The sequence below is a fragment of the Colwellia sp. Bg11-12 genome (assembly GCF_014076955.1).
Taxonomy (GTDB): Bacteria; Pseudomonadota; Gammaproteobacteria; order Enterobacterales; family Alteromonadaceae; genus Colwellia_A.
In genome coordinates this window covers 17,527-38,854 of the sequence record NZ_JACGUZ010000086.1, presented here as the reverse complement: position 1 = coordinate 38,854, position 21,328 = coordinate 17,527, and the positions used below count along the sequence as shown (strand labels likewise).

Below are 21,328 nucleotides of genomic sequence, written 5' to 3'. Positions count from 1 at the left end.
GATTGCCTTACCGATAAAAGTATAGCGATAAATTGTGCTAATTTAGGTGATTAGGTAGTGAAACATCACAAAGGTCCCAATACACTTTTCGGTTAAATAATTTTGCTAACCGAACATTCAGCGCTTTAAAGGTTGTTAAAGGATCATCATGGGGTTTAAAGCATTGCCAAATAAATTGGTGACAGTTATTTTCTATTAAATGATAATCTCGGTATTGAAAGATTTGTTGCTGAGCTCGTTGCGCGGCAAGTTCACTGGCAATAGGTTTAGCTTTTGAATCACAAGCAATATAAATATGTTTACCTGAACGCTCTTTAGTAAAGCGTTGCGCTGAAATAGCTTTAATTAAGCCATTACCATCAAGTTCAACAATCGTATTATCGCCCACCCAAATACCCGTATGATCGAGTATACCGCCAACGCCACAACAAACAATTGCGCCGACTTCTGGCTTCACTTTTTCTGTTGTACTAAAAAAATCAGTTGGATATTGAACAATAGGTGACTCGTGTTGCTTAAGCATTTGTAGGTTTTGCGCATGTTGAGAATAAGAGCGCTTTCTTTGTTGTTTTTTACGGTCTTGTGCTAACTCTTTAACCGCAAATGCAGATACCGCTGCCGCGCCTAACCATAATAAAGGTATTGGCATACACCACCTCTTGCTTAAATTTCACTCGATTAATAACAAGATGACGCTTTTATTTCATTAATGCTATAAAAAACTTGCAACTAACTGTTTCAAAGCGGCTAGTTATTAGTAACAATGAGGGTACGCCGTCGACTACTATTTGAAAATATTCTATGAGAAACCTGTAATGAAAAATATCAAAAAATCATCAAAGTTGAATAATGTTTGTTATGAAATTAGAGGGCAAATCGCTGCAGAAGCCAGACGATTAGAAGACGAAGGCCATAAGATATTAAAACTCAACATTGGTAACCCTGCCCCATTTGGTTTTGCGGCACCTGATGATATTTTAAAAGATGTTATTCGCAACCTCCCTACTGCTCAGGGATATTGTGAGTCTAAAGGTATATATTCTGCACGTGTGGCTGTTATGCAGTATTTTCAACAGCAAGGTATTCTAGATGTTAACGTTGAAGATATTTTTATTGGTAATGGCGTCAGCGAATTAATTGTTATGGCGATGCAAGCATTGTTAAATAATGACGATGAAGTTTTAATCCCTGCACCTGATTACCCATTATGGACAGCATCTGTGGCACTTTCAGGTGGTAAGGCTATTCATTATCGCTGTGATGAAGAAAACCAATGGTTTCCTGATTTAGTTGACATGGCAAATAAAATTACCGATAAAACCAAAGCTATTGTCTTGATCAACCCAAACAACCCAACCGGTGCTGTATACAGTGAAGCCCTATTGAATGGCATTATTGAGCTAGCACGTAAGCACGATTTGATTATTTTTAGTGACGAAATTTATGATAAAATTTTGTATGATCAAGCGACACATATTCCTACCGCGAGTTTGGCGCAAGATGTCTTAATTATCACCATGGGTGGCTTATCGAAGAATTACCGTATCGCTGGTTTTCGCGCTGGGTGGATGGTCATTAGTGGTCCTAAATTTCATGCCCAAGATTACCTAGAAGGTTTGAACATCCTTGCTTCAATGCGTTTATGCGCCAACGTACCTTGCCAACATGCTATTCAAACAGCGCTTGGTGGTTATCAAAGTATTAATGAATTAATAAAAGACGGCGGCCGCTTAATCAAGCAACGAAACCTAGCACATAAAATGATCAATGAAATTGATGGTTTATCCTGTAATCCAGCCATGGGCGCGTTATATTTGTTTGTTAAAGTTGACCAAGAAAAATTCAATATTGTTGATGATGAAAGAATGATTTTAGATTTACTCAGACAAGAGAAAATTCTGTTAGTACATGGCGGGGCGTTTAATATTACTGAAAAGAATTATTTCCGTTTAGTTTTTCTACCCCATGTTGACGAGTTAGTGCCTGCGATGGCTAAACTTAGCCATTTTTTTAGCACATACCGCCAGTAAACCACACACTTATATTAGGGAAAAACAATGCAAAGTACTTTCTTAGCTTGGATGTTCAGAATGCCATTAATCAAACGTTGGGCATTAATGTTTTGTGTAAAACCTGAAAACGTTGCTGAACACTCACATCAAGTGGCCATTGTCGCTCATTTGTTAGCCGTGATTAAAAATAAAAAATTTGGCGGAAACATCAATGCAGACCGTGTAGCAACTATTGCTTTATATCATGAGGCAAGCGAAACTCGATATGGCGACATTGTCAGCCCAACTAAATATGCGAATAAGGAAATTGCAAGAGAATTCAAAAAGATAGAGTATTTAGCAGAAAAAGAATGTTTAGCGTCTTTACCGGAAGAATTCCAAGAACTTTTTTCAGATATTATTGTGCAAGATAACGTTGAAGTCCATTATAAAGCGATAGTAAAAGCGGCGGATATCTTAGTCGCTTACATTAAAGCCCTTGATGAACTCAATCACCACAATCCTGAGTTTTCTCATGTTAAAGAGCGATTAGAAATAAAATTAAACGGATTAAAACAAGAAATGCCAGAAGTTGAATACTTCATGGAAATGTTTTTACAGGCATGTTCTGCAACCGTTGATAAAATAAGCCAAAACTAGGTTTAATCATCATGTAGAACATCGCTAAAATGTTCTACATATCTTCCCAAAAAATAATAACGTCCAATAATAATAAAGGCTTAAAGTACCGGATGGTCGGGATTGAGCACTCTAATTTGGCAAAACTCATCATAATGTTCGATGAAAGTATCAATCATTTTCGCTTGAAACTTTTTGCCTCGCTGTTCAATTAAGAACGTTTTTATCTCGTCATCACACCATTTTTCTTTATAACAACGATTAGAACCTAAGGCATCAAAAACGTCTGCAATGGCCATAATACGTGCTTCAAGCGGTATTTCTTCACCACTTAAGCCATCAGGATAACCGCTACCGTCCCAGTTCTCATGGTGATAATGCGCCAGTCGTGCACCTAACTTTGAAACACTGGTTTGAGATTTTGACAATAATTGAAATCCTGCATCAGCATGAGTCTTCATTATTTCCCATTCGTCATCATCAAGCTTTCCTGGTTTGTGAAGTAAGTTAACGGGAACAATCACTTTTCCAATATCATGTAACGGCGCAGCTAAGCGAATAGCATGTATAAAAGCTTCACTTAATCCTAATTTTTCTGCTAACAATTCACAGATAAGTGCAACACGATGTACGTGAGATCCTGTTTCTTTACTACGCGCTTCAATCGCTTCACCCACAATATATAATAGCTCTTTTTGTGTTTTTTCTATTTCGTGCTGTCTAGATAAACTATCAAGGATAAGCGCAACATTTGTCGCAAAAAGTTCAGCTAGGTTAGCTTTAAAGTGTTCTGAGTCATCTTCGAATTCGATATAAAGTACTGAGATTGAATTACCTGTTGTTTCATAATAACCGACAAAAACTTCGTCAGTTGAATAATGCCTTTTATTATCAAACGCTTTTTGGATTAAATTTTTAACGTCACTGGATATATCAGAAGTTTCAAGACTGTCTGACTCACTGACATATTTTCCTGTACAAGCAATAATAAGATTTGAACTAGTTTCATCAAACTCTAATTGGCTTCGAGCAATATAAAGTGCAGAACTGTCAACGTCCATTAATGTCAGTAAGTGTTCTAGTGCTGCAGAGCCAAAAGGTTTAAATTGTTTGATTTTTAGAAGGTCGTGGGTTGCTTTTATCAACTGTTTAAATGCATCTAAACTACGCTGAATGGTCATTATATCGCGATATGCCCGAATACTTGCATAGACCGTAGTTGTCATTTTACCTGCGGTAAAATCAGTCTTTTCTTTATAATCATTAATATCAAATTCTTTAATTACTTTAGCTTCTGGCGCGGTACCCGCCTGGCCTGTTCTTAAAATAAGACGTATCGCTTGATTTTTTAAAGTATTACGGATCCATTCAACAAGCTCCAAACCCGCATGATCGGTTTCCATAACAACATCGACAAAAGCCATACAAAAAGTATCGTCTTTGATTAAGATCTCTTTTGCTTCTTTAGAGGAGTATGCTGAAACAATGTCTAAATTTCGATGTTCTATGTAAGCATCAGCTAATACAAGCCGTGTGACTTGGTGTACAGATTCATCATCATCAACGACCAGTATTCGCCAAACCTTATTATTCTTAGGTTTAGACGCTAATGAGTCGTTTGTGGCTTCTTCTTTAAAGAGAAAATTTGACATTATTGATTCATATAGTATGTATGATTAATCATAAGTGTAATAAATATATGGAAAATTTCCTGCTATTTATGTAAATAATTAATCAATGTAAAAATTAAAGTTTTTGAAAAACAAATAAAAATTCAAACGTATTGTTTTATGCTAAAACCAAGTGATAAGTTATCATTATTTAAACTTTACAATGACTTGAATAACAGTGTCCACCATTATTTGATGATCATTTATGTAAATCAATATTTTGCCAGCAAAATATTGATCTGTAATTAACCTTTTGGCTATGACACTCAACGATATTATTGCAATGGCGAACGTTACTTATACTTAAATCATTAAAATAAAATTAAAATATTATGAGGTTATTAAACTTTATTGTAATTTTTTGTTGACACATCTAGCAAAACATTTTACTAATAGAAGCATAAATAATTTCTTTTCGGATTCAATTTAAATGAATTTCATTATTGTACTCAATGTCCTCCTCTCTGTCGTCTTGGTGATTAAACCATTACGGAGTTGGTGTTGTGTGTAAGAAAAGTTAGTCAATAACAAATACAATAAACCCTCGCTCTGTACAAGACCGAGGGTTTTTTTATTCTTGTAACTTTACTTTAATTCTACTTTATAAAAGGCAAGCTCATGACAAAAAAGCAATTCACTGGCGCACAGATGGTGGTAAAAGCATTAGCTGCACTAGATGTGAAGTATATTTTTGGCTACCCAGGAGGTACCGTACTAGATATTTATGATGCATTATTTCAACAAACTGAAGTTGAGCATATTCTTGTACGTCATGAACAAGCGGCAACACATATGGCTGATGGCTTCGCTCGAGCCACTGGTGAAGTGGGTGTTGTGTTAGCTACATCAGGGCCAGGAGCTACAAACTGTATAACGGGTATTGCCACCGCTTACATGGATTCAATTCCAATGGTCGTACTTTCAGGGCAAGTACCTTCAACACTTATTGGTGATGATGCTTTTCAAGAAACCGATATTGTTGGCTGCTCTCGCCCAATCGTTAAACATAGCTTCAACTGCAGAGTCGTTGAAGAAATCCCTAATATTATTGCTAAAGCTTTTTATATTGCTAGCACAGGAAGACCTGGACCTGTGGTCATTGAGCTACCTAAAGACTTATTAATGCCAACAAGTATGGGTGAATTTCATATTGATACTGATGTAAAAATGCGTTCTTACAATCCCAATATCAAAGGTCATCATAAACAAATTAAAAAAGCCATAAAAGCCATCTCTGAAGCTAAGAAGTTAGTTATCTATGCCGGTGGCGGTATTATTATCGCTAATGCATCAGAGTTGTTAACAGAGCTTGTTGATAAGTTGGATGCTCCTATCACGAATACCTTAATGGGTTTAGGTGGGATTTCAGGGACGCATAAAAACTATATTGGCATGTTAGGAATGCATGGCTCTGTAGAAGCAAATAAGACAATGGCGAACGCTGATGTAATTCTTGCCCTTGGCGCCCGATTTGATGACCGTGTGACAAATAACGTGAAGAAATTTTGCCCTGATGCAAAGATTGTTCATGTAGACATTGATCCAACCTCTATTTCAAAAACGATAAACGCTCATATACCAGTTGTTGGCCTGCTCGATGTAGTATTACAACAATTATTAGATGAGTTAATCGCAACAGACTTTGCACCCAATAAAGAAGAAAGAGTGAACTGGTGGCATGAGGTTAATCAGTGGCGTGAAATTAACCGCGTAAGTTATGTACAAGAAGGCGATCAAATAAAACCACAGCGCGTTATTGAAGCCATGTATAAAATTACCAAAGGCGAGGCCTATGTTTGCTCTGATGTTGGTCAACATCAGATGTTTGCTGCCCAATATTATCCGTTTGCTAAACCTCGCCAATGGATAAACTCTGGCGGTTTAGGCACTATGGGCTTTGGTTTACCCGCCGCTATGGGTGTTAAATTAGCTTTTCCTGAAAGTCATGTTATTTGCATAACAGGTGATGGCTCTATTCAAATGAATATTCAAGAGCTTTCAACTTGTTTACAGTACAATTTACCCGTGGTTATTATTTCATTAAACAACCGTTCTTTAGGTATGGTTCGCCAGTGGCAAGATATGGTTTATGGTGGTCGACATTCTTCGTCGTATATGGAATCTCTTCCTGACTTTGTAAAACTTGCCGAATCTTATGGGCATGTGGGCATGCAAATAAACCATTTAGATGAATTAGAAGACAAACTTAACGAAGCATTTGCGATTAAAAACCGCTTAGTTTTTGTCGATGTATTAGTTGACGAAAAAGAACACGTTTACCCAATGCAGATACGATTGGGCGCTATTGATGATATGTGGATAAAAAAAGGAGTGAAAGCATAATGCGCAGAATTTTAGCTGTTCTATTAGAAAACGAACCCGGTTCTTTATCACGTATTGTTGGCTTATTTTCACAACGAGCCTTTAATATTGAAAGTTTAACGGTTGCCCCGACTGAGGATCAAAGTTTATCGCGAATCACAATAGCTACAAGAGGTGATGATAAAGTGCTCGAACAAATCGTAAAACAAGTGAATAAGCTCATTGACGTTATTAAAATTACTGACTTAACTGAACGCAGCCATGTTGAACGTGAACTATTGCTGCTTAAGGTTCTGGCAATGAATGATAAGTCGCGCACTGAAGTTAAGCGTATAACAGACATCTTCAGGGGCTCTATTGTTGATATTGGCAAGCAAGTTTATACCATTGAGTTAACCGGTGATGCTGAAAAACTTAATGCCTTTGTCAATACGCTCGCCAATGAAACTGAAATCATTGAATCAGTCCGTTCAGGGTGTGTCGGGATTGCACGCGGTGAAAAAGCCCTTAGACTATAAAAATACAAATAAAACCAAGTAAATGCTTGGTTTTTCATTTTATAATAATAAAAACAGTTATAAATAACACTTATGCAAATAACTATTGTTACGGCCACTAAAAGCGATAAAAAATCATTGATGCGCTTTTATAAACAGCAACACTATAGCGCAGGGTTACTCGGCTTTGACCACACTTATTTGATAAAGTCTTCATCAGAAATTATTGGTTCGGTTATCGTTTCGGCTATAATTGAAAATAACCAACAATTATTTTTACATGCCTTAGTAATAAAGCAAGCACACCGACAGAAAAAATTAGCCACAAAACTTATCCAACATGTCCTACTTCAACATTATCACCAAAATATTTTCTGTTTTGCTAATGAAACCCTCCGCTACTTTTATCATCTAAATGGTTTTAGCCAAATAGCGCAGAGTCAGTTAGATCAGCTATTATTAAAACGATATTTAGGGATAAAAAAAACCAATAGTACATTATTGGTTTTTCAACGTAAGCTGTTATCCCACAAAAATGAGCAATGATATGGAGTAAAGTTAACCGTTAAGTCTTGCCGCTTCGACAGTGTTTTTTAATAAACAAGCGATTGTCATCGGACCAACACCACCTGGAACAGGTGTAATTGCTCCACATACAGGCTCAACACTCGTAAAATCAACATCACCAACAAGCTTGCTTTTACCCTTTTCGTCTTCAATATGGTTAATACCCACATCGATAACTGTTGCGCCTGGCTTTATCCAGTTCGCTTGCACAAAGTTAGGACGGCCAACAGCAGCAATTAAAATATCAGCTTGCTGACAAATTCCAGCTAAATTTTGAGTACGGGAATGGGCGATGGTCACAGTACAATTTTCTTGAAGGAGCAATAAAGCAACGGGCTTACCAACAATATTCGAGCGACCAATAACCACCGCATGCAACCCAGATAAATCTGCGCCTAAATGCTTTTTAGCTAGCATGATACAGCCTTGAGGAGTGCATGGGACTAATGCGCCTTGCTCGCCATTTAACAAACGACCACCGTTCATCGCATGAAAACCATCAACATCCTTATGAGGCGCAATAGCAGCAATGATGGCACTTTCGTCAATATGTTTAGGTAAAGGTAATTGTACTAATATTCCGTGCACCGCATTATCGTTATTTAACACTTGCAGTTGCTCTAATAATTGTAATTGTGTTGTCTCGCTAGGTAACTTAATTTCATTCGAAATCATACCTACTTCACGTGTTTGCTTTACTTTATTACGGACATAAACTTCGCTTGCCGGATCCTCCCCAACAAGCACAACAGTTAAGCCAGGTACAATACCCTTATTTTTTTTTAATTCTGCGACTTCTATAGCCAATGTTTTTCGTAAATCAGCAGCTACCTGCTTACCATCAATGATCATGTATGTTTCACTTTACTGAGAATGAGAAGAATTATTGGCTTTTCACCACTTTCGTATTTTTACAAGGTAGGAATATTTGTCGATGGTATGCTATTGAATTTTTTCAAATTAAGCAAAGAATTTAATTGATTATCCATTTGAGCTAAAATTAAAAGGTTGCATCAATTTCAGCGACATTAAATACTTTTTTTCGTTGTTGTTCTAATTGTGTGACTAAACGTTTTATATCGCCATGCTCAATAAAATCAGCAAAAGCCTGCTTAGTAAATTTAGCCATCACTTCATCTGTTTCACGATCAAAGTATTGACTAAAATGATCCGCTCTGTCTAACTGATCTTTACCTTGTTACACCAGTTCATTTGGATACTATTCCCATAAAAGGTGTGGTGTTAGGACGTCTTTTTTTTGCATTAAAAAGAGACTGGGTTTCAGGTAAAGGCACTAGTAAGATCGCCAAAAGTACTTGGCGTCTTAAAATAAAAGGAAAAGATTTAACTTAATCAATATCATTTAGTGGCCATGAAACAATATAATCTTCAAAATATTCTATTGCCACATCATCATCTTTAACGATTTTACCTCGCACCGACATACCCGCTTTATGCATTGCTGACTTTTTACCGTTATTAAGCAATGGATGCCAAGAAGGCATTCCACGGCCTTCTTTTAAACGCCGGTAAGTACAACTGGGCGGCATAAAAAAAACACCGTCTAAGTTTTCTTGTGTTAAACGCACACAATCGGGTACTAATGTCGTGCGTTGTTCATACTTTGAACATTGACAACTTTTCTCGTTCAATAAATGGCAAGCAATATTCGTGTAATGAATTTGCTCACCTTCGTTGATATAAGTTGTTGGCAATAACTCTGTATCCTGTGTTGTTTCATCGTCGTCAATAAATTTGTTTAGACAGCATTTAGCACAACCATCGCAAAGAGATTCCCATTCAGGTCGACTCATTTCTTCTAATTTTTTGGTTTCCCAAAAAGGAGCTTGTTCGCTCATAAATATTTTCTCTTTTACTTATACCAATTGCACTCATTAAGTTATCATTTTCAGAGAATCTAAATACCCAAGAGCTTCATTGCTTTCAATCCCAATAGTCAGCTATTGCTAAATCAAGCACCTTGTTCTTGAGATCTTTTCTCATTGAACTCTGTAACCTTAATTAATCCAAATGGTATTATATTAAATATAAACCCGTTCTACTTATTGAATAGGTGGAAATTTTATTCGATCTGATAGATGCCCCACCGAACTCACAAAGTAATAAGACAAATTCCAGTGCATTAAACTCTTGTAGTTATTATAAGCTAAATAAACTCGGCCATTTTCATCATCAGGAAATACCAGCGCTGCTTTCACATCAACTGTAGGTAAATTGGTACCATCTGCACGCCTGATACCAAGACTTTGCCATTGTGCTAAGGTTTTTTCTGTTCGTGTCCAAGCTTTTAACCAGTTTTTGCGGCTGCCCGTATTTTTAGGGATCGCCAACGATGTATCAAAATTTAGTGGTAATTTAACCTGCCTACCCCAAGTTAATTCGTCGTTCCAACCTTCTTTTTTGAGATAATTTGCCATTGATGAAAATACATCAACCGGATTTCCCCAAATATCTTTTTTACCATCACCGTCTCCATCGACTGCATAGGCTAGAAACGACGTTGGCATAAACTGATTTTGTCCCATGGCACCCGCCCAAGAACCTTTCATATTTTCAACACTAACATGCCCTTGTTGAACAATAGTTAACGCGGCCCAAAGTTGTTTTTTAAAAAAAACTTCACGACGGCCTTCATACGCTAACGTTGTAAGCGCAGAAATAACATTATAGTTGCCCATGATTTTACCAAAATTAGTTTCTAATCCCCACAAAGCAACAATAAAGCGGGGCTGAACACGATATTTCTTAGCTATTTCAGTTAACAAAGGTAAATGTTCTTTATACATCGCACGTGCTTTATTTATTTTCCAATCGGGTACACGTTTTGGTAAATAGGTATCTAAGGTTTCAACTGTTTCAGGTTGAGAGCGATCGGCCTTTACCGCACGTTGATGAAATTTAACTTTTGAAAAGGCACGGTTAATAAACGCTGTATTATATCCCTTGGTTAACCCTTCTTTTTTGAGAGCAGCAACATATTTTTCAAAACCGGCTTCCGTCAATTCTTTAGTTGAGGCTTGCGCAGGATTTATTAAACTAAGTAATAAAGAAAACACAATGAATATGCTGTATTTATTGATTTCAAACAATAGAGTCATGCTACGCTCCTTAATCTTCTTTGTTGTTTTTTAATTTCATTTCTTCTTTATGTTGATCAAGTAAGTTTTCCACAGGCGGTGGTAGTTGCAGATAGAACCCTTGTTCGTTTAAGTTTGCTTTAACTTTTTCAATATCTGCTAATGCCAGTTTTTTTTTATTGGCTAGACTCATCACAGTAACAAGTGAAGGTGTACCAAAAATCAACATTAAGGGTGCTGGCACAGCAGAAAAATCATTACGATGTTTAACAAAAAGATATGTTTGGGCTTTTTTAGTACTTTTATAAATGGTACACAGCATAAAGGAGACCTATGTTTATAGTTTAAGTGTTAAAAGTGTCTTGTTAACACTTTTATTTAAAATCATTATTGGCAAATTCTGTTAAGTGATCACCAAATAGTACTTTACGCCAGCCCGATAATATATCGATGGATTCGCTATATTCAGGCGCATTCGTTAAGGCAAAGTGCGATGACAAAAATTGATTAATTTGTTTTTTAGACGCTAAATTTTCGGGTGAAACTTCAACCTTTTTAGCTTGTTCAGCAACGAAATTTTTTACTTTTTTAAATATTTGTTTGTAACCTGGGTATTCATCAAGACGGAGGATCTTCTCTGGATATTCTCCACAATCTTCTTGTTCTGCTCTTTTCAACACCATTAGCATTGATTTACCTTTATGTCGAACATCTAACATTTCAACACCTTCAAGGTTTGCCATACTGCCCACGTTATCTGGGTTATGCACAGCTAACGCGAACAAGGTATGGTCTTTGGCAATAAACCCTATTGGCATATCACGACTTTTGGCTTGCTGAAAACGCCAGCTGGCTAAATACTGCAATATATACAGTTGCTTAGGGCTAAGCTTCCAGCTTAACTTAATATTACGATATAGTTTGCTTTCATCAATGGGTGTAAACTTTTTCTCAATCAGTAGCTCACTTTCTTCTTTAGCCGCATCAAGCCAACCAGCTTGTTCAAGCTCATGGAGAATACGCGGGTAAAGTTGAAATAAATACTCAACATCAGCTTGCGCATAATCAAGTTGCTTAGTACTTAAAGGACGCTTCATCCAATCAGTTCTTGATTCTGATTTATCAACTTCAATGTCTAAATAATGATTCACCATAGCGGCGTACCCCATCGACAAACCATGCCCAAGGAACGACATCATTATTTGGCTGTCAATTAAGTTAACCGGACGACAATTTGCAGCGGTTAGAAAAACCTCTAAATCTTCTGAACAGGCATGTAAAACTTTACAAATCTTTTCATCGGTTAATAACTGCCAAAAAGGTGATAAGTCATCTATAGCAACGGGGTCAATTAGCGCTAAGTTTTCCCCGTCATTCACTTGAATAAGACCTAATTTAGGATACAAGGTACGCGTACGAACAAATTCGGTATCTATTGCCAAAAAGTCTGCTTTTGCAAGCTTCTGACAAAGCGCTACCAATGAGGCATGATCTTCAATGTATGTTTTATTCAAGTTATTGTTCCCTTATAACTAACGACGACGACGTGTTGCTTGTTGACTTCTTTGTTGATGTTTTTTAACTGAGCGGCGAATACGACGACTTTTAGCATTATCCATCACTTTTTCATCCACTTTTACTTTACTTTGCGTTTCTACCGGCAGATTAACTAATTTGCGATAATAGTTCACTTCAGGTAATGCCAACTCTGTCCAACCGCCATTAGGTAATTGGCGCTTCATTTCCATATCACCATAGCGAACACGAATTAAACGACTGACTTGAACTTCTTGGCTTTCCCATAAACGACGAACTTCACGGTTTCGTCCTTCAGAGAGCACAACATGAAACCAATGATTACGGCCTTCACCACCTTTATAAGTGATTTTTTGAAACTTCGCTGGCCCATCTTCCAATTTAACACCCGCACGCAATGTTTGCAGCATGGCTTCATTAACATCGCCAAAAACACGTACGGCATACTCACGTTCAACTTTTTGTGAAGGATGCATTAAGCGATTAGCAAGTTCACCGTCTGTGGTGAATAACAACATACCCGAGGTGTTAATGTCTAAACGACCAACGGCAACCCAGCGACTATTCTCTAAGGGGGGTAAACGATCAAAAACCGTTGGGCGTCCTTCAGGATCTTTACGGGTACACATTTCGCCTTCGGGCTTGTTGTACATAATGACACGACATAAGTCGTCTTCTTTAGGTTTTAACTTAACGATATGACCATCAAGACGTATCTGCTCGGTTCCTTCGATGCGGTCACCCAAAAAAGCGGTTTTTCCATCAATACTGATACGACCAGCACTAATAAAGGTTTCCATTTCACGGCGTGAGCCTTTACCAGCACGGGCAAGGACTTTTTGTAATTTTTCAGACATGGGGTTTAACTCTCTTTACGTCAGTAACTTCACGGTATTTACCGCTACGTTGCTGGCTCTATAATAAATAGTGTTTGTATATTTCTATCAATACGGTGCTGTTGCTATAACTAAACCACTTCTTAATTAGGTCTATCTATAACGCCTAAATCAGCCATAGGCAATAATTCGGGTAACTGGCTTAATGATGTTAATGAAAAATAATCTAAAAACACTTTGGTGGTTGCATATAATGAAGGCCTACCGGGCACTTCTTTGTTACCTACCACTTTTACCCAGTTTCGTTCTAACAATGTTTTCATTATATAACTACTTACCGCGACTCCGCGAATATCTTCTATTTCGCCGCGCGTTATTGGCTGTTTATAAGCAATAAGTGCAAGTGTTTCTAAAAGTGCCCGAGAATACTTAGGCGCTTTTTCTTTGGTGAGCTTAGCAACAAATAAAGCTAAATCTTCATTAAGTTCATTAATTGTTTCAAATCGGTAACCTGAAGCGACCTGCACCAAATTAATGCCTGAATGTTTATATTTTATCACCAATTGGTTGATCACATCACGAATTTGCTGATGAGTAACTTGATAATTAACTAACAACTCTACTTTAATTTGCTTAACACTCAGTGGCCCATCACTGACAAAAAAAGCCGCTTCAATAAGTTTTACTAATGTTGCTTGTTCACTTGTTGTCATGCGGGTAAACGCACTCTTAATTGACCAAAGATGGTTGTTTGTATGCATTCTATCAAACTTTCTTTAATCAGCTCTAAAATAGCTAAAAAAGTTACCACAACACCTTGTCGACCTTCTTGCACGGAAAATAGCGCGCTAAACTCAACAAAAGCATTAGCTGTTGTCGCTGCACGTTTTAAGTGCGCGAGTATCGCAGACATTCGTTCTCTGGTTGACAAAGATTCCTTTTCAATATGATGATGTTCAAGCGCTTTGGTTCGTTTAAGTATGCCTTGTAGCGCACTCACCAATTCATTTAACTCAACATCCGCCTGAAAAACAGCCGCTTGAAAGTCTTCAGACAATTCAACACTCGCTTGAAAAGTATCACGTTCGAGTCGAGGAATTCCATCAAGTTGCTGCGCCGCATTTTTAATCACTTCATATTCTTGCAAGCGACGCACTAATTCGGCGCGAGGGTCTTCGTCTTCTTCAACTACCGCTTGTTTAGGTAATAATAAGCGTGATTTAATTTCCATCAAAATGGCGGCCATTACTAAGTATTCGGCCGCTAATTCCATTTTAATTTCTTTCATTAATTCAATATATTGCATGTATTGCGTGGTAATGGGCGCAATAGGCATATCAAGAATATCAAATTTTTGTTTTCTAATAAGGTATAGCAATAAATCAAGAGGACCTTCAAACGACTCTAAAATAACTTCTAAGGCATCAGGTGGAATAAATAAGTCTTGTGGTTTGTTTACCACAACTTCACCACGGATCAATGCTAAGGGTAAAACCTGCTGCACCATATCACGAGGTAGGGTAGCTTTATGTTGACTAGCGGACTGACTCACTGTTTATTTACCATTGCCAAGGTCATGTTATTCAAAAGGTGTTGGGTCTCCTTCACCCACTCGAATAATATTCACTTCATCATCGGAAAAATCAATCACGGTCGTTGGGTGTTCACCTAAATGCCCACCATTAATAATTAAATCAACTTGGTGCTCTAAAATATCGCGGATATGCTCAGGGTCATATTCAGCTCGTTCTTCACCAGGCATTATTAGCGTTGTCGACATAATAGGTTCTTGTAGCTCAGCCAATAAAGCCTGCACAATGGCATTATCAGGCACCCGAATACCAATGGTCTTTCTTTTAGGGTTTAATAAGCGCTTTGGCACTTCTTTTGAACCTTTAAAAATAAAAGTATATGGGCCTGGGGTATTACTTTTTAATAACCGATAAGCGCTGTTATCAACACGGGTATATTCAGATAATTCAGATAAATCACGACACACCAGTGTAAAATTGTGATCTTTACCGATATTTCGGATATTACAAATACGCTCAAGCGCTTTTTTGTCACCGATATGGCAACCTAAAGCATATCCTGAATCGGTAGGATAAACGATAACACCACCTTGTTGGATAATTGCCGCCGCTTGTTTCATCAAACGACCTTGCGGATTATCTGGGTGTACATAAAAAAACTGACTCATAAGTTTACTCCACTGCAGGTGTTAATGTTAATGCCAAAGATCCCAAATAGGCTTTACCGTATCTGGCATGCGTAAATTACGGCCTAAATCACTCCATCGGGTTGGATAATGAAAGTCGGAGCCCATAGAGGCATGTAAATCATATTCTAAACAAAAGCTTAGCATTAATTTTCGTTGTTCGTTACCCATTTGCGGTAATACTATTTCTAAACCATCGCCCTTTGCGGCTTTAAACTGCACCACTAAACGACGTAACCATTTGGTTGATAAGTCATATCTAACTGGGTGGGCAATAACAGCATTACCGCCAGCATGATGAATAGCCGCAACCGCCTCTTCAATAGAACACCAAGTTGGCTTTACAAAAGCACGTTGCCCTTTGCCAATATATTTATCAAAGGCTTTTTGCATATGGTCAACATGCCCTTCTTGTAATAATATTTTAGCAAAGTGTGCGCGGGTAATAGAGCCTTCGCCCGCTAAATCTTTCGCTTGTTGATAAATACCTGGGAAACCACACTTTGTCAGTTTTTCACCCATGCTGGTTGCTCGTAACTCTCTTGCTGCTTGTTGGCGACTAATTAAGGTTTGTAACTCAATATTGTTAACATCAATATTAAGACCAACAATATGAATTTCAAAACCATGCCAACTGGTTGATATTTCAATACCACTCACTAATGTTAATGGATGATTTTTTTCTAAAATATAATCTTTAGCTATAGATAAACCTTTTACCGTGTCATGGTCAGTAATGGCTAAAACATTCAATTGGAAGTTTACCGCCCGTTCAACAAGCTCTTGCGGCGTTAAGGTTCCGTCAGAACATTTTGTATGGCTGTGTAAATCAACCCGCAGGCTATAATAATCAGCTAAATCAGAGGTTGACAATACAGTCATAATCGGTTCTTCTATAGGGGAATTAATTGCTCATGCAATTTTACTGAGATGAAGACAATAATGATACAAGTAAAACAAACTATTTTGATGATTTTTTGGTGGCATAACTCTACATAAGTGGGTTGTGATGTTTACTTGTACGTAAAAATTCAAAAAGCCTGCTTATTTTATAGATAAGTGGGCTTTTTACTTTTTAGCATATCGCTAAAGAACTTTGAGAGAAAAATAATGATTACAACACGTGTTAAAAGTTGGTTTATATGGTGGCTACTGCCTATTTATGCAGGTTGACCATTAATTAAAATTAGACGTTAAAAGCTAGGAAAGAATATGAACCCTCAGAATATGCTTACAATAGATAAGCAAACTGGCAGTGTTAGCACCCTGTCAGAAACCGTAAAATATCAGACCGATCCCTTGGCGATATTTCACCAGTTAAGCCAAAACAGCGACAATAACTTATTATTAGAATCTGCTGAAATTGATAAAAAACATCAATTAAAAAGCTTATTACTGACCGATGCGGCATTAAAAATTACCTGTCATGGTAATATTGTCACTTTTGAAGCATTAACGAACAATGGACAAGCTGCCCTTGAATTTGCGCAGCAGCAACTCGCTGCACACGCGACGTTAACCGTTAAAGATAAAATACTTAACGCTGTTTTCCCCGAATTAACTCAACAACTTGATGAAAATTCACGCTTACTCGCTATTAATCCTTTTCAAAGTTTGCGTTTATTCAACAAACTAGATAATAGCAACAGTCACCCTTTTGCCATATTTTTAGGTGGCGTATTCGCGTTTGATATGATGTCGATGACCGAGCAATTACCGACGGTAAGTAATGGCGACAATACCTGTCCAGACTTTGTCTACTATTTAGCTGAAACCGTTGTAGTTATTGATCATGAAGCGCAATCAACTGAAGTTATCGGTAATATTTTCTCAGGAGAAGATGCCAATAATAACCTCGTGACTATTCGTCAACGGTTAGCTGATATAAAAAGTATATTGGCTCAGCAATATGTTGCTCAAGAAGTACCTCACGACAAGCAAATTGAAAAAAATGAGGTTATTAGCGATATCTCAGATCAACAGTTCTGTGACACGGTTAATCAATTAAAAGAAAATATTCGCGCTGGTGATATTTTTCAAGTGGTGCCCTCACGTACCTTTTCGCTAAAGTGCTCAAATACCTTAAATGCTTATAAAGCGTTAAAACAAAGTAACCCTAGCCCTTATATGTTTTACCTGAAAGATAGCGACTTTTGTATTTTTGGCGCCTCTCCAGAATCTGCCTTAAAATATCAACATAAAAATCGTCAAGTAGAAATTTACCCAATAGCAGGAACACGTCCACGCGGACTGAATAAAGACGGATCAATTTCGCTTGATTTAGACAGTCGAATTGAACTCGAACTACGTTTAGATAAAAAAGAGTTAGCCGAGCACACTATGCTGGTTGATTTAGCACGCAACGATATTGCCCGCGTTAGTCAAGCAGGTACTCGCTATGTTGCTGACTTACTTAAAGTTGACCGTTACTCTCATGTAATGCATTTAGTCTCTAGAGTTTGCGGCACTTTAGCGCTTGACCTTGATGCCCTGCACGCTTATCAAGCTTGTATGAATATGGGCACTTTATCGGGTGCGCCGAAAGTAAAAGCGACACAGTTAATTCGAGAAGTAGAAGGCAAACGTCGGGGTAGTTATGGCGGCGCGGTTGGTTATTTAACCGGTGACGGTGAAATGGATACCTGTATTGTTATACGTTCTGCTTTTGTAAAACACGGTATAGCGCATGTTCAAGCGGGTGCAGGTGTTGTTTACGACTCAGATCCCCAGTCAGAAGCCAATGAAACCAAACAAAAAGCGCAAGCAGTCATTAATGCCATCCAACATGCAGAACTGTTTACGGTTAAGATTAGTGCAGCCCAGAATAACGACGCCGCTAACCTAGGCAACAAGTGCAAGGAGAATAATCATGCATAGTCATCAAGAAAGCCATGATAATGGCAAGGTTAAAATCTTCATGCTCGACAACCTTGACTCTTTTACTTACAACTTGGTCGATGAATTTCAATGTTTAGGGTTTGAACCGACCATATATCGAAATACCCTATCAGCAGATTTTATCTTTGAACAAATGCAAAAATCGACTGGCCAGGTATTATTGGTATTATCGCCTGGCCCAGGTGAACCCAGTAAAGCAGGCTGTTTAATGGCATTAATTGCCAAATGCGCCGGCAAATATCCCATCTTAGGTATTTGTTTAGGCCATCAAGCTTTAGTTGAACACTACGGCGGTAAAGTTGTCCGTGCACCTGAAATTGTCCATGGTAAGGCCTCGAGCATTACCCATCGTCAAACAGGTGTTTTTGACAAGATAAATCACCCTTTACCTGTGGCTCGCTATCATTCATTAATCGCAAGTGAAGTCCCTAATACCATTGATATTATTGCTGAATATATAACGGCTGAACAAATCAACTTACCGATGGCCATTGAGCATAAAGCGGATGTAGCTTTAGGATTTCAATTTCATCCAGAGTCAATTCTAACGACTTATGGTGGCACGTTATTAGCACAAACCATTGACTATTTACTGGCCTCATCACAGAAAGCAGCGGAAGGTTCTTATGAGTAAAATTTTACAACAACTCGTTGACGGAAATGATATTAGCCAGACTGAAGCTGAAGATTTTTTTAAAAATATGATCAAAGGTGAAGTTGAGCCCGTACTGTTAGCGAGTGTATTAACTGCCTTAAAAATAAAGGGTGAAACGGCTAACGAAATTTCAGGTGCGGCCTTAGCTGTAAGAGGCTCAGCAACACCATTTCCGCAGCAAGAAAATAACGTCGCTGACTGCGTAGGTACCGGTGGCGATGGCGCGAATACCATTAATATATCAACTACCGCGGCAATATTAGCTGCGGCATGTGGTTTAAAAATGGCAAAACACGGTAACCGAAGTGTTTCTAGCATGTCTGGCTCCGCAGATTTACTTGAAGCATTTGGCGTTAATTTAATGATGTCGCCAGCAACAGCAAGTGAGTGTTTAGCGCAAACAAATTTATGTTTCTTATATGCGCCGGCTTATCACCCGGGTTTTAAACATGCAGCTCCAGTTAGAAAATCTATGGGGGTTCGCACTTTATTTAATATATTAGGGCCATTAGTAAATCCTGCTTCACCCAGCACGATGTTACTCGGTGTTTACACGCCAGCGCTTATCGATGTTATGGCAAAAAGTTTACTGTTAACGGGGGTTAAACGTGGCTGGGTCGTTCACGGGAGTGGTTTAGATGAAATTGCCCTACACGGTAATACGCAAATTAGCGAAATAGCAATGGGGCAGTGTACAACTCGGATAATTTCTCCTGCTGATTTTGGTATAGCAAGTTACACATTAGAAGATATTAAAGGTGGTACGCCACAAGAAAATGCCGAGTATATTCGCGCTATTCTTAGCGGTAATGGCAAGCCCGCTCATAATGCAGCCGTCATTATTAACTGCGCGGCATTATTATATCTACATGATAAAGCAAGTGATTTAAAAGTAGCCGCTAAGATGGCAAGTGAAGTATTAGCTTCAGGTAAAGCATTAACGACTTTAGAAAACATGGTCGTGATTTCAAACTCAAATTCAGACTCAAAGGCAATGGCATAACATGGCAAATGTATTAGAAAAAATTGTTGCTGATAAACGTATCGAAATAGCGCAACGTAAAATTGATTTTCCATTAAGTGAATTTATCGACACCTTAATTCCGACTCAAAAAGATATGTATGCCGCACTTGATAGGAAACAAGGTCACGCGCACGCTGGGTTTATTTTAGAGTGTAAAAAGGCTTCTCCGTCAAAAGGTTTAATACGCAAAGATTTTGACCCTAAAGCTATTTGCCAAATTTATGATAAATATGCCGCCGCTATTTCTGTCTTAACCGATGAGAAATACTTTCAAGGTACTTTTGAGTATTTAAAAATAGTGACTGACTCGGTAAATTGTCCAGTACTTAATAAAGATTTCTTTGTTGATGCCTACCAAGTCTATTTGGCACGATATTACGGTGCTGATGCAATATTATTAATGCTCAGTGTTTTGTCTGACCAAGAATATAAAGACTTATCGGCTATCGCTGAGCAATATAATTTAGCGGTCTTAACTGAAATATCCAACGATGAAGAGCGCGACCGAGCCATTGATTTAGGCGCAAAACTCATTGGTATTAACAACCGAGATTTACGCGATTTATCCACCGATATTACTCGAACCTTTGATTATGCGCCGACACTGCCTGCTGATCGCATCGTTATATCTGAATCGGGTATTTATACCAACGAGCAGGTTCGCGAGCTAGCACCAGCGGTTGATGGCTTTCTAGTGGGTAGTTCAATTATGGCAGAAGATGATATTGATTTAGCTTGTCGTAAACTCATTTATGGTAATAACAAAGTCTGCGGCTTAACACAAGTTGACTATGCCCAAAGTGCTGTTGATACCGGCGCACAATTTGGTGGCTTAATTTTCGCTGAAAAGTCGCCAAGATATGTTAACGAACAACAAGCAACAATGATTGTCGAGCAGGTTCCTTCTTTACGTTACGTCGGCGTGTTTGTTAATCACGCCATTGAAGATGTAGCAAAACTTGCCCACAAGCTAAACTTATTTGCAGTGCAACTTCATGGTAATGAAACTTCACAATATATCGCTTCGTTGCAGCCATTATTACCCAAATCCTGTCAAAGCTGGAAAGCTTTGCCGGTCGAGAGCGAAGTACCTGAATTAATGGATAATGCGCAATTTTACGTTTTAGATGGTAAAAATGCTGGCAGTGGTGAAACGTTTAATTGGCGAGCGTTAGCCGAATCTGAGCAAGACTTGACCCATTGTTTTCTAGCGGGCGGTTTGTCTATTGATAACATAGCACAAGCGATTAGCCAGAAAACAACGCTAGATTTATTTGGTTTGGACCTCAACTCAGGTGTTGAAACAAGCCCAGGCGTGAAGAGCCGTGAAAAACTACAACAAGTTTTCGCCGCCATCAGACACTATTAATAGTAAAG

The 21,328-nt window shown here is 38.1% G+C and carries 22 protein-coding genes; 9 read left to right on the top strand and 13 right to left on the bottom strand.

Annotated features, from left to right (window positions below; translation table 11 throughout):
• Window positions 1-37: 37 nt before the first annotated feature.
• On the bottom strand, window positions 38-649 hold the full coding sequence (locus tag H4J39_RS18140) for a lecithin retinol acyltransferase family protein (protein WP_182229737.1): 612 nt from the start codon (window positions 647-649) through the stop codon (window positions 38-40).
• Window positions 650-815: 166 nt separating this feature from the next.
• Between H4J39_RS18140 and H4J39_RS18135 the strand changes: the two genes are divergently transcribed.
• A complete protein-coding gene (locus tag H4J39_RS18135) occupies window positions 816-2,030 on the top strand; it encodes a pyridoxal phosphate-dependent aminotransferase (protein WP_182229736.1) in 1,215 nt (404 codons plus the stop codon).
• A 27-nt stretch (window positions 2,031-2,057) separates the two neighbouring features.
• Window positions 2,058-2,651 carry a 5'-deoxynucleotidase gene (gene yfbR / locus H4J39_RS18130; protein ID WP_182229735.1) on the top strand — a complete coding sequence of 198 codons (594 nt, stop codon included), beginning with the start codon at window positions 2,058-2,060 and terminating at the stop codon, window positions 2,649-2,651.
• Window positions 2,652-2,731: 80 nt separating this feature from the next.
• On the opposite strand, the gene H4J39_RS18125 is transcribed toward yfbR, so the two are convergent.
• Complete coding sequence (locus H4J39_RS18125) at window positions 2,732-4,282, bottom strand: HD domain-containing phosphohydrolase (protein WP_182229734.1); 1,551 nt, start codon at window positions 4,280-4,282, stop codon at window positions 2,732-2,734.
• Between the two features lie 636 nt (window positions 4,283-4,918).
• Here H4J39_RS18125 and H4J39_RS18120 point away from each other — a divergent pair.
• From H4J39_RS18120 to H4J39_RS18110, 3 genes are all read left to right on the top strand, one after another.
• A complete protein-coding gene (locus tag H4J39_RS18120; protein WP_182229733.1) occupies window positions 4,919-6,643 on the top strand; it encodes an acetolactate synthase 3 large subunit in 1,725 nt (574 codons plus the stop codon).
• Window positions 6,643-7,140, top strand: a complete 498-nt coding sequence (gene ilvN / locus H4J39_RS18115) for an acetolactate synthase small subunit (protein WP_182229732.1) — start codon at window positions 6,643-6,645, stop codon at window positions 7,138-7,140. The genes H4J39_RS18120 and ilvN overlap by 1 nt, the downstream gene beginning before the upstream one ends.
• A gap of 72 nt (window positions 7,141-7,212) precedes the next feature.
• Window positions 7,213-7,665: a GNAT family N-acetyltransferase gene (locus H4J39_RS18110; protein ID WP_182229731.1), complete on the top strand. Its 453-nt coding sequence runs from the start codon at window positions 7,213-7,215 to the stop codon at window positions 7,663-7,665.
• Between the two features lie 12 nt (window positions 7,666-7,677).
• On the opposite strand, the gene folD is transcribed toward H4J39_RS18110, so the two are convergent.
• From folD to H4J39_RS18060, 11 genes are all read right to left on the bottom strand, one after another.
• Complete coding sequence (folD, locus tag H4J39_RS18105; protein ID WP_182229730.1) at window positions 7,678-8,538, bottom strand: bifunctional methylenetetrahydrofolate dehydrogenase/methenyltetrahydrofolate cyclohydrolase FolD; 861 nt, start codon at window positions 8,536-8,538, stop codon at window positions 7,678-7,680.
• Between the two features lie 148 nt (window positions 8,539-8,686).
• Window positions 8,687-8,815, bottom strand: coding sequence for a hypothetical protein (locus H4J39_RS19240; RefSeq protein WP_259368884.1), 129 nt, complete (start codon window positions 8,813-8,815; stop codon window positions 8,687-8,689).
• Between the two features lie 220 nt (window positions 8,816-9,035).
• On the bottom strand, window positions 9,036-9,545 hold the full coding sequence (locus H4J39_RS18100; protein WP_182229729.1) for a YcgN family cysteine cluster protein: 510 nt from the start codon (window positions 9,543-9,545) through the stop codon (window positions 9,036-9,038).
• 204 nt (window positions 9,546-9,749) lie between these two features.
• Window positions 9,750-10,805 carry a lytic transglycosylase domain-containing protein gene (locus H4J39_RS18095; protein ID WP_182229728.1) on the bottom strand — a complete coding sequence of 352 codons (1,056 nt, stop codon included), beginning with the start codon at window positions 10,803-10,805 and terminating at the stop codon, window positions 9,750-9,752.
• Between the two features lie 10 nt (window positions 10,806-10,815).
• Window positions 10,816-11,106, bottom strand: coding sequence for a YcgL domain-containing protein (locus H4J39_RS18090; RefSeq protein ID WP_182229727.1), 291 nt, complete (start codon window positions 11,104-11,106; stop codon window positions 10,816-10,818).
• Between the two features lie 52 nt (window positions 11,107-11,158).
• Window positions 11,159-12,298: a ribonuclease D gene (rnd, locus tag H4J39_RS18085; RefSeq protein ID WP_182229726.1), complete on the bottom strand. Its 1,140-nt coding sequence runs from the start codon at window positions 12,296-12,298 to the stop codon at window positions 11,159-11,161.
• Between the two features lie 18 nt (window positions 12,299-12,316).
• The gene (gene rluB / locus H4J39_RS18080; protein WP_182181544.1) at window positions 12,317-13,177 is read right to left on the bottom strand and encodes a 23S rRNA pseudouridine(2605) synthase RluB; all 861 of its coding nucleotides are present in this window, start codon (window positions 13,175-13,177) and stop codon (window positions 12,317-12,319) included.
• A gap of 122 nt (window positions 13,178-13,299) precedes the next feature.
• Window positions 13,300-13,869, bottom strand: coding sequence for an SMC-Scp complex subunit ScpB (scpB, locus tag H4J39_RS18075; protein ID WP_182229725.1), 570 nt, complete (start codon window positions 13,867-13,869; stop codon window positions 13,300-13,302).
• Window positions 13,866-14,663: a ScpA family protein gene (locus H4J39_RS18070; RefSeq protein WP_182229871.1), complete on the bottom strand. Its 798-nt coding sequence runs from the start codon at window positions 14,661-14,663 to the stop codon at window positions 13,866-13,868. Before H4J39_RS18070 ends, scpB begins: the two co-directional genes overlap by 4 nt.
• Window positions 14,664-14,735: 72 nt before the next feature.
• Window positions 14,736-15,356: an L-threonylcarbamoyladenylate synthase gene (locus H4J39_RS18065; RefSeq protein ID WP_182229724.1), complete on the bottom strand. Its 621-nt coding sequence runs from the start codon at window positions 15,354-15,356 to the stop codon at window positions 14,736-14,738.
• A gap of 27 nt (window positions 15,357-15,383) precedes the next feature.
• Window positions 15,384-16,256 carry an RNase RNM gene (locus H4J39_RS18060; RefSeq protein WP_182229723.1) on the bottom strand — a complete coding sequence of 291 codons (873 nt, stop codon included), beginning with the start codon at window positions 16,254-16,256 and terminating at the stop codon, window positions 15,384-15,386.
• Between the two features lie 330 nt (window positions 16,257-16,586).
• Between H4J39_RS18060 and H4J39_RS18055 the strand changes: the two genes are divergently transcribed.
• The 4 genes from H4J39_RS18055 to trpCF are packed head-to-tail and all read left to right on the top strand — an operon-like array spanning window position 16,587 to window position 21,320.
• Window positions 16,587-18,251, top strand: a complete 1,665-nt coding sequence (locus H4J39_RS18055; RefSeq protein WP_182229722.1) for an anthranilate synthase component 1 — start codon at window positions 16,587-16,589, stop codon at window positions 18,249-18,251.
• Complete coding sequence (locus H4J39_RS18050; protein ID WP_182229721.1) at window positions 18,244-18,906, top strand: aminodeoxychorismate/anthranilate synthase component II; 663 nt, start codon at window positions 18,244-18,246, stop codon at window positions 18,904-18,906. Before H4J39_RS18055 ends, H4J39_RS18050 begins: the two co-directional genes overlap by 8 nt.
• The gene (gene trpD, locus H4J39_RS18045) at window positions 18,899-19,930 is read left to right on the top strand and encodes an anthranilate phosphoribosyltransferase (RefSeq protein ID WP_182229720.1); all 1,032 of its coding nucleotides are present in this window, start codon (window positions 18,899-18,901) and stop codon (window positions 19,928-19,930) included. Before H4J39_RS18050 ends, trpD begins: the two co-directional genes overlap by 8 nt.
• A 1-nt stretch (window position 19,931) precedes the next feature.
• Window positions 19,932-21,320 carry a bifunctional indole-3-glycerol-phosphate synthase TrpC/phosphoribosylanthranilate isomerase TrpF gene (gene trpCF, locus H4J39_RS18040; protein WP_182229719.1) on the top strand — a complete coding sequence of 463 codons (1,389 nt, stop codon included), beginning with the start codon at window positions 19,932-19,934 and terminating at the stop codon, window positions 21,318-21,320.
• The last annotated feature ends 8 nt before the right edge of the window (window positions 21,321-21,328 follow it).